The 8,425-nt window shown below is 75.6% G+C and carries 6 protein-coding genes; 4 read left to right on the forward strand and 2 right to left on the reverse strand.

Annotated features, from left to right (window positions below; genetic code table 11):
- The first annotated feature begins 101 nt into the window (after positions 1-101).
- The gene (locus ACFW1A_RS35050; RefSeq protein ID WP_380416474.1) at positions 102-1,088 is read left to right on the forward strand and encodes an NAD-dependent epimerase/dehydratase family protein; all 987 of its coding nucleotides are present in this window, start codon (positions 102-104) and stop codon (positions 1,086-1,088) included.
- On the opposite strand, the gene ACFW1A_RS35055 is transcribed toward ACFW1A_RS35050, so the two are convergent.
- Entirely contained in the window at positions 1,060-2,466 is a 1,407-nt protein-coding gene (locus tag ACFW1A_RS35055; RefSeq protein WP_380416476.1) for an FAD-binding oxidoreductase, read from the reverse strand. The two genes, ACFW1A_RS35050 and ACFW1A_RS35055, sit on opposite strands and share 29 nt — an antisense overlap.
- A gap of 57 nt (positions 2,467-2,523) precedes the next feature.
- Between ACFW1A_RS35055 and ACFW1A_RS35060 the strand changes: the two genes are divergently transcribed.
- The 3 genes from ACFW1A_RS35060 to ACFW1A_RS35070 all read left to right on the forward strand — a co-directional run bounded on the left by ACFW1A_RS35060 (position 2,524) and on the right by ACFW1A_RS35070 (position 6,661).
- Positions 2,524-3,189: an MSMEG_1061 family FMN-dependent PPOX-type flavoprotein gene (locus ACFW1A_RS35060; protein WP_380416482.1), complete on the forward strand. Its 666-nt coding sequence runs from the start codon at positions 2,524-2,526 to the stop codon at positions 3,187-3,189.
- Positions 3,190-3,670: 481 nt separating this feature from the next.
- Positions 3,671-5,911 carry a hypothetical protein gene (locus tag ACFW1A_RS35065; protein ID WP_380416478.1) on the forward strand — a complete coding sequence of 747 codons (2,241 nt, stop codon included), beginning with the start codon at positions 3,671-3,673 and terminating at the stop codon, positions 5,909-5,911.
- Between the two features lie 147 nt (positions 5,912-6,058).
- On the forward strand, positions 6,059-6,661 hold the full coding sequence (locus tag ACFW1A_RS35070) for an O-methyltransferase (RefSeq protein ID WP_380416480.1): 603 nt from the start codon (positions 6,059-6,061) through the stop codon (positions 6,659-6,661).
- A 34-nt stretch (positions 6,662-6,695) separates the two neighbouring features.
- Here ACFW1A_RS35070 and ACFW1A_RS35075 read toward each other — a convergent pair whose 3' ends face one another.
- Positions 6,696-7,679 (reverse strand): S66 peptidase family protein, encoded by a 984-nt coding sequence (locus ACFW1A_RS35075; RefSeq protein ID WP_380416484.1) that lies wholly within the window; start codon positions 7,677-7,679, stop codon positions 6,696-6,698.
- Positions 7,680-8,425 lie beyond the last annotated feature (746 nt).

The following is an 8,425-nucleotide window of genomic DNA, read 5'->3' on the forward strand; positions in this document are numbered from 1 at the left end:
CCTCCGCCGAGGGGTCGGCCGGGCCTTCGTGCGTCGGTGCCGCCGCGCGGCGGCGGGGATGGGGGATGATCGCGGAACCGTCGTCGGGCGAAGGAGCGGGCATGCGTCAGGTACTGGTGACCGGGGCCACCGGGACGGTGGGGCACCCGCTGGCCCGGCTGCTGGTGGAGCGCGGCGACCGGGTGCGGGCGCTGGTGCGGGACCCGGTGGCGGCGGCCCGGGTACTGCCCGCCGGGGTCGAGGCGGTGGCCGGGGACGTCACCGACGCGGGGTCGGTGCGCGCGGCGGTCCGGGGCTGCGACACGGTCTTCCACACCGCCGGGCTGCCCGAGCAGTGGCTGCGGGACCGCGCGGTCTTCGAGCGGGTGAACCTGACCGGCACCGCGCACCTGGTGGACGCCGCCCTCGCCGAGGGCGTCGCCTGCTTCGTGCACACCAGCACGATGGACGTCTTCGAGCGCCCCGCCGAGGGCGCCTTCGACGAGTCCGTGCTGGCCTCGGCCCCGCTCGGCACCGCCTACGAGCGCTCCAAGCAGCAGGCCGACCGGCTGGTCACGGCAGCGGTGGCCGAGCGCGGGCTGCCGGCGCGGATCGTGCACCCCGCCGCCGTCTTCGGCCCCGGTCCGGCCCGCCCGACCGCGCTCAACAAGCTGCTGGTGGACCTGGCCCGCGGCCGGGTGCCGATGCTGCCGCCGGGTGGGACGGCAGTGGTGGGCAACGAGGACCTGGCGCGCGGTCAGCTGCTGGTGGCGGAGCGGGAGATCGGGGCGCGGTATCTCTTTGTCGACGAATTCCTGGAGCTGCCGCAGCTGGCCGAGCTGGTCCGCGCGGCCCGGCCCGGCACCCGGGTGCCGATGACCATGGCCGCCCCGGTCGCCTGGGCGCTGGCCGCGGTCGGCGAGCTCACCGCCAGGCTGACCGGCAGTGCCCCGCTGCTCTCCTTCGGCGAACTGCACTTCCTGACCGCCGAGGTCACCCCGAGCGCGGCCCGGGCCCGCCGGGAGTTGGGCTGGTCCCCGGGCGACCCGGTGCGGGCGGTCGAGGCCGCGCTGCGCCACTTCAGGGCAGCAGCTTCCCCGGGTTCATGATCCCCAGCGGGTCCAGCGCCCGCTTCACGGTGCGCAGCAGCTCCCGCTCCAGCGGACCCCGGGTGTACTCCAGCGCGTCCCGCTTGAGCACGCCGATGCCGTGCTCGGCGCTGACCGTGCCGTGCCGGTCGGCGACCAGCCGGTACAGCAGCGCGGAGACCGCGGCGGCCCGCTCGCCCGCGCCGAGCACGTTGACGTGGACGTTCCCGTCGCCCACGTGCCCGAAGGCGTTGACCACGGTGCCAGGGAAGTCCCGCGCGATCCACTCCTCGGCCGCCGCGACGAGGTCCGCGACCGACCCCAGCGCCACCCCGACGTCGTGCTTCACCGCGCCGCCCGCCCGCTTCTCGGCCTCCGGCAGCCCCTCGCGCAGTGCCCAGAGGGCCTGCGCCTGCGGCCGGTCCAGCGCGGGCACCGCGTCCGCCGCCAGGCCCCGCTCGACAGCCCCGGCCAGCAGCTCGTCCAGCTGCGCGGCCAGAGCGGCGGGATCGCGGGTGCTGGTGGCCTCGACCAGCAGGTAGCGCGGGTGCGGGTCCGCGAACGGGTCCCGCGCCGCGAGCTGACGGACCAGCAGCTCCATCCCGGTGCGGGAGAACAGCTCCAGCGCGCTGAGGCGGTCCGCCAGCACCTCGCGGGCCAGCGCCAGCAGGCCGGTCAGCTCCGCCAGGCCGGGCAGTGCGAGCAGCGCCACCGCGCGGTGCCGGGGGTACGGGGCCAGCCGCACGGTGGCCGCCGTGACCACGCCCAGGGTTCCCTCGGAGCCGATCAGCAGCTGCTTGAGGTCGTAGCCGGTGTTGTCCTTGCGCAGGCTGCGCAGCCCGTGCCAGATCCGGCCGTCCGGCAGGACCGCCTCCAGGCCGAGCACCAGCTCGCGGGTCGTCCCGTAGCGCAGCACGTTGCTGCCGCCGGCGTTGGTGGCGACCGCCCCGCCGAGCCGGGCGCTGCCCTCGGAGGCCAGGCGCAGCGGGAAGTACAGCCCCGCCGCCTCGGCCGCCCCCTGGACGTCGCTCAGCACGCAGCCCGCCTCCGCGGTGAGCGCGAAGTCGGCCGGGTCGACGCTGCGGATCCGGTCCAGGCCGCGGACGCTGAGCACCACCTGGCGGCCGGTCCCGAGCGGGACGGCCCCGCCGACCAGCCCGGTGCCGCCGGCGAACGGCACCACCGGCACCCGGTGCCGCGCGCAGATCCGCACCGCCGCCGCCACCTCCTCGGTGCTGCGCGGCCGCAGCACCGCGGCCGGCCGCGAGGGCAGCAGCCCCCGCTCGTCGCGGACGAACCCGGCTGCCGGGTCGTCAGGGGCCAGCACCCGGCGCTCCCCCAGTGCCGCCCGCAGCTCGGCCAACCCCCGTGCCAACCCCGCATCCGGTTCCTCGGTCACACCCCCACGCTAGCCGCCCCGGCCACCCGCTCGACTAGATTGCGCCGTATGACAACCATCTCGCAGCCCGCCGCCACGAGTCTGTTCGACGCCCTGCGGGCGACCGCGCTCACCGATCCGGCCCAGCTGCGGGAGGTGTACGAGGCCCCCGGCGAGGCGGCGGTGCACAAGCAGGTGGACCGGATCCACGAGGTGGCGCGGCGGCTGATCGGGTGCTCCTCGTTCGTCCTGGTGGCCAGCTCGGACGCCGAGGGCCACTGCGACGTGTCGCCGCGCGGCGGCCCGGCCGGCTTCGTGGCGGTGCTGGACGAGCACACCCTGGTGGTCCCGGACGCCACCGGCAACAAGCGGCTGGACTCCCTGCGGAACATCGTCGCCACCGGCCGGGCCGGCCTGCTCTTCCTGCTCCCGGGCCGCAACGACACCCTGCGGGTGAACGGCCGGGCCTGCGTCTCGACCGACCCGCAGCTGCTGTCCCGGCTCACCGCGGTGGGCAAGCCGCCGCGCAGCGCGATCGTGCTCGCCGTCGAGGAGGTCTACGGCCACTGCCCCAAGTCGCTGCTGCGCGGCTCGATGTGGCAGCCGGAGAAGTGGCTGCCCAAGGACGCGGCGCCGTCCTCGGCCGAGGTGACCCTGGCCCACCTGTCGGCCTCCGTCGACGGTCTGACGGTGGAGCAGATCGAGCAGAACGAGCGGGAGGCGCTGCTCTACCGCTACGAGTGAGCGGGCCGGTTCCTGGGAGTTCGCCGGGAGTGCGCTGGGTGTTCCCTGGGAGCCGGCGGTGAACCGGAGCAGTCAATTCACGCCAATCAACCGGCCGTCCGGCCGGCCCGCCGCGCGCCCGGCCGACCCGATCGGGGGTGTCCGGCCGATACCCGCCCAGTAGGCGCAACACCGCGGTGCGCCAGGCCCGTTGGCCGATCCCGCCGACGCCCCGGGCGCGCCGCCGCCGGGACGGAATCGGACAGCCGGGCGTGCCGGCGCGCCGGAGCACCCCTGGCCCCTGCCCGCCGCCCTGGGTTAGCGTCCCGGGGTCGGTGCGCGACGCGCGTCGACCACGGGACGGGCGCGTGCAGCGCCGGGGGCGTCCCGCCACGGGGGGATCCACCGGAAGAAGCGCGCCCGGCCGACGGCCGGGTGCGTGGCACTGCTGTCCGAGGCACCCGCGGGAGACGGGCGCCTCATTCCGTGGAGGCAGAATTCAATGGGCTTGAGGGCCGGCACCACCCGCTGGACCGCCGCACTGGGCGCCACCGCCCTGCTGGCACTAGGGGCACCCGCCGCGGCGCACGCGGACACCGCACCCGCGTACCGGACCGACCTGCGGATCCTGGTGATCGACGACGGCGGTCCGTCCGTGGCCGCGATCACCGCCGAACTGACCACCGAGGGGATCCCGTTCACCGAGTTCAACATCTACGACCACAACCGCCCGACGGTCGACGCGGCCTACCTCACCGGCACCGCGCCGGACGGCGGCGTGGAGGCCAGGTTCCAGGGCGTGGTGCTGCCGGCCGCGAACGCGCTGGGCACCGACTCGGCCGAGGCGACGGCACTGAGCGCCTACGAGCAGGCCTACAACGTCCGCCAGATCGACGCCAGCAGCTACCCGCAGCCGAGCAACGGGCTGAACTGGCCGCAGAACCCGGGCTACCTGGGCGCGCTGGACGGGATGACCGCGCAGGTCACCCCCGCGGGCACCGCGGCCGCCTTCGGCTACCTCAAGGGCAGCATCCCGTTCGAGGACAACAACCCGTCGGTGACCGAGAGTTACGGCTTCCTGTCCACCCCGCTGAGCGGCCTGGCCACGGGCGCCGCGTTCACCCCGCTGGTGCAGCTGCCGATCCCGGGCAGCACGGCCCAGGGCAGCCTGGTCGGTGACTACCACCACGACGGGCACGACGAGTTGGTGGTGACCTTCGCCTACAACCAGTACCAGCGCCAGTGGCGGCTGCTGTCCCGGGGCATGGTGGACTGGCTCACCCAGGGCGTCCACCTCGGCTTCGCCCGCAACTACCTCTCGGTCCAGGTGCAGGACGTCCTGCAGACCGACAACCGCTGGAACACCACGCTGAAGTGCACCTCCGGCGACGTCAACTGCACGCCGGTGCCGGGCAGCGCGGACGCCACGCCGATCCGGATGACGGCCGCCGACGTGGACTACGCCCAGCAGTGGGAGGCCGCCAACAACCTCACGCTCGACCTGGTCTACGACGGCAGCGGCAGCGACGCCGTGGCGGCGGCCACCGGCTCGGCCGACCCGCTGGCCGCGCAGTTCACCGCCGCGGCCGCCTCCTTCCGCTGGGTGAACGGCAGTTACGGCCACCCGTACCTCGGCTGCGTGCAGAACACCGCCGTGGTGCCGTGGGCCTGCAGCACCGACGCGAGCGGCGCGGTGCAGTGGGTCGGCCAGTCGGACATCGCCTCGGCCGTGCAGACCAACACCGCCTGGGCCCAGGCCAAGGGCCTGCCGGTGAACACCGGCGAGCTGGTCACCGGCCAGTACTCCGGCCTGGCGCTCGCCCCGCAGCAGCCCCAGGACAACCCGGCCCTGGCCCCGGCGCTGACCGCGCTCGGCGTGACCGCGCTGGGCTCCAACGGCGCGGCCGAGAGCGGCAGCCGCGCGGTCGGCAGCGCCACCACGGTGCCCGGCCACCCGCTCGACCTGTTCCACAACGTCGCGACCGCGGCCGGCGAGACCGACGAGTACAACTGGACCTACACCTCCACCGCCCAGGGCGGCAGCGGGGCCTGCACCAACTCCACCACCAGCACCTGCCTGGCCGCCCCGCTGGACACCGGCACCGGCTTCCAGAGCACCATCGTGCCGGGCGTGGCCGCCATCGCGCTGCAGCAGGTGCTCTCCGCCGACCCGGGCCCGCTGGTGCTGCACCAGGCCGGCCTGACCGAGGACCGGATCGCCTACCCGGTGCTCAACCAGGTGATCAGCGGCTACCAGGCGCTGTACGACGCCGGCGCCCCCGCGGTGAACCTGCGCCTGGCCGACCTCGCCGCCCAGCAGCGCGAGCAGGCCGCCTGGCGCGCGGCGCTGGCCGCCGGCTCGGTGACGGCCTACCAGGTGGGCGGCACGGTCACCGTCACCGCACCCGCCGGGGTCCAGGTCCCGGTCACCGCGCCGACCGGCAGCGTGCAGCTGCAGCCGGCCGGCACCGCGGCCACCCCGGCCGGCACCGCCTACGCCGGTGAGCTCTCCGGCTGGCTGCTGCCGGCCGCCGGGGACAGCGCGGTCACCGTCCAGCTGCCGGCCCCGGCCGCGCCGCAGTCGGTCGCGCCGACCCTGCGCACCGCCGGGCAGGCCCGGTCGCCGCACGCCGCCACCGCCGGGACGGCCGCCACCGTCCGGGCCCAGGTCCCGGCGAGCGTGGCCCGACCGGTGCCGCTCGGTCCGGGCGACCGCACCCGGGTGAGCGCCGCCGCGCGCTGACCCACCCCGCCGCACCGGCCCCCGCCCGCTCCGGGCGGGGGCCGGTGCGTTTCGCGGACGACGGCGACGACGGGCCGGCAGCATGGAGCCGTCCGCATCCTGACGATCCGTCACCCCTGTCCAGCCGCATCCGCCGGAGGTCCGCCCGTGTCACTGCACGGCACCACTGCCCACCGCACCGCCACCGACCTGCCGCCGCTGGTCCGCCGCGCCCTGGCGGTCGCCGACGCGCACGGGTTCGCCCACTCCTGCCGCCCGGAGCAGGGCCTGCTGCTGCGCACGCTGGCCCAGGGTGCGCCCTCGGCCATCGGCGAGAGCGGCACCGGGTGCGGGGTGGGGCTGGCCTGGCTGGCCAGTGGCGCGGCGCCCGGGGTGCGGCTGCTGAGCGTGGAGCGCGATCCGGCCCGCGCCGCGGCGGCCGCCGAGGTGTTCGCCGACCAGCCGCAGGTCACCGTCGTCCGGGCCGACTGGACCGAGCTCTACCGGCACGGCCCGTTCGACCTGCTGGTGCTGGACGGCGGCGGCCAGGGCAAGGGCGACGGCGCCCCGGCCGACCCGGCGCGCCTGCTGGCGCCGCAGGGCACCGTGGTGGTGGACGACTTCACCCCCGCCACCGGCTGGCCCCCGCTGCACGAGGGCCGGCCGGACAGCGCCCGGCTGCACTGGCTGCAGCACCCGGCGCTGCACGCGGTGGAACTGCGCCTGGCGGCCGACCTGAGCGCGGTGGTCGGCCGCCGCCGCGCGGACTGACGGCCGGCCGGCACCGGCGCGGACCGACGGACCGTCAGTACTCCACGGTGATCCGGCGCTGGATCCCGTCCACCCGGATCCGCCCGCCGCACGGCAGGATCAGCTGCGGGTCGGTGTGCCCGAAGTCCACGTCGAAGACCGCCATGGTCTGCGGCGCGTACTCGGCCAGCGCCCGCAGCACCGCCTCCCGCTGGTCCTTGCGGTAGGCGGCCTTGGCGGCGGCGTCGTTGCGGTGCTCGAAGCTCCAGGCCTTGGCCCGGGCCATCAGCAGCGCCGGGAACCGGGCCAGCAGGCCGCGCTCACCGAGGTTGCGCAGGATCCGGTAGACCTCGGTGGCGCTGGGCAGTTCCTCGCTGGTCTCCAGGTAGAGCACCTGCCCGTCGTACTGCTCGACCGGGCCGATCTCCTTGTCCGCCATCGCCATCCAGGACAGGATCTCCAGGTTGCCGCCCCAGCCGAGGCCCTCCACCACCCGGTCGGCGTTGTGCCAGATCCAGCCCTCGCCGGGCTCCGTCGGGGGCTCGACCGCGAACAGCTCGGCGTCCGCCCAGTCGGCCTCCACGTCCCGCACCTGCGCCTGCGGGAGCAGTTCGTACTCCCCCTCGCCGAACAGCGCGGCCCGCAGCGAGTCGGTGCCGGCCGGGTGCAGCGCGCCGCCGCGGCCCAGGTGCACCATCACCGAGCCGCCGTGGTAGCTGACCATGCCGCAGTTGCGCAGGAAGAGCAGCAGGTTGGTGTTGTCGCTGTAGCCGAAGAACGGCTTCGGGTTGGCCCGGATCAACTCCCGGTCCAGGTGGGGCAGCAGGGTGATCTGGTCCTCGCCGCCGATGGTGGCCAGGATCGCCTTGACGCTCGGGTCGGCGAAGGCGGCGTGCAGGTCGGCGGCCCGCTCCTGCGGCGTGGCGCCCCACTTGGCGGTGGTCGGGTACTCCACCGGCTCCAGGCCGAGCTCCTCGCGCAGCCGCTGCAGGCCCAGCCGGTACGGCAGCGGGAACAGGGCCGGCACCGCGGCGCCCATCGAGACCACGGCCACCTTGTCACCGGGCTGCGGCTTGGGCGGGTGGACGGGGCCGAGTGCGGCCAGCTCATCGGCCCGGCGCAGGTCCTTGGGGCGGCCGATGGCGCGGCGCATCGCGATCAGGTCCGCCCGGCGCAGGTAGCGGATCACGGTGCCGTCCGGGCCCGGGGTGCTGAGCGCCCGCGCGGCGCAGCCGGCCATGTCCAGCCCGCCCCAGGGCAGTTCGGGAGTGCACAGGTCGCCGCTGGCCTGCGGGGAGCTGTAGTCGATCTTGCGCAGCCGGAACGTCTCGGCGGTGCACGGCACTTCGTTGCCGTCCTCGTCGAACAGCGTGGCGCCCACGGCGGCGAAGGCGGCGGCCATCGCGGCGGCCTGCGCCGGCTCGCCGCTCCAGAACAGGTCCAGGTCGCCGGTCAGTTCGGCGGACCCGTGCAGGATCCCGGCGACCTGGCCGATCACCACCACGGGCGCGCCCTGCCGGTCCAGCTCGGCCAGCAGCCGCAGCGGGTCGAAGCCGACGGCACCGTCGGTGCCGACCGTGCCCAGCGTGTCGTCGGCGTCGTCGTGGCCCAGCCCGGTGGCCGGGCGGTCGCGCACCAGCTCGGCGGTGCGGGCCACGGCCCGGCGCAGGCGGTCGACGGGGGTGGTGGCGCGGTCGGTCATGCAGGCGCTCCTCGGTGCACGGACGGCTTGTCGGCCGAGCGAACCACGCCCGTTCGGACCGTGTCCACCGAGTAACGCAGGGC

This window comes from Kitasatospora sp. NPDC058965 (genome assembly GCF_042741245.1).
Lineage (GTDB): Bacteria > Actinomycetota > Actinomycetes > Streptomycetales > Streptomycetaceae > Kitasatospora.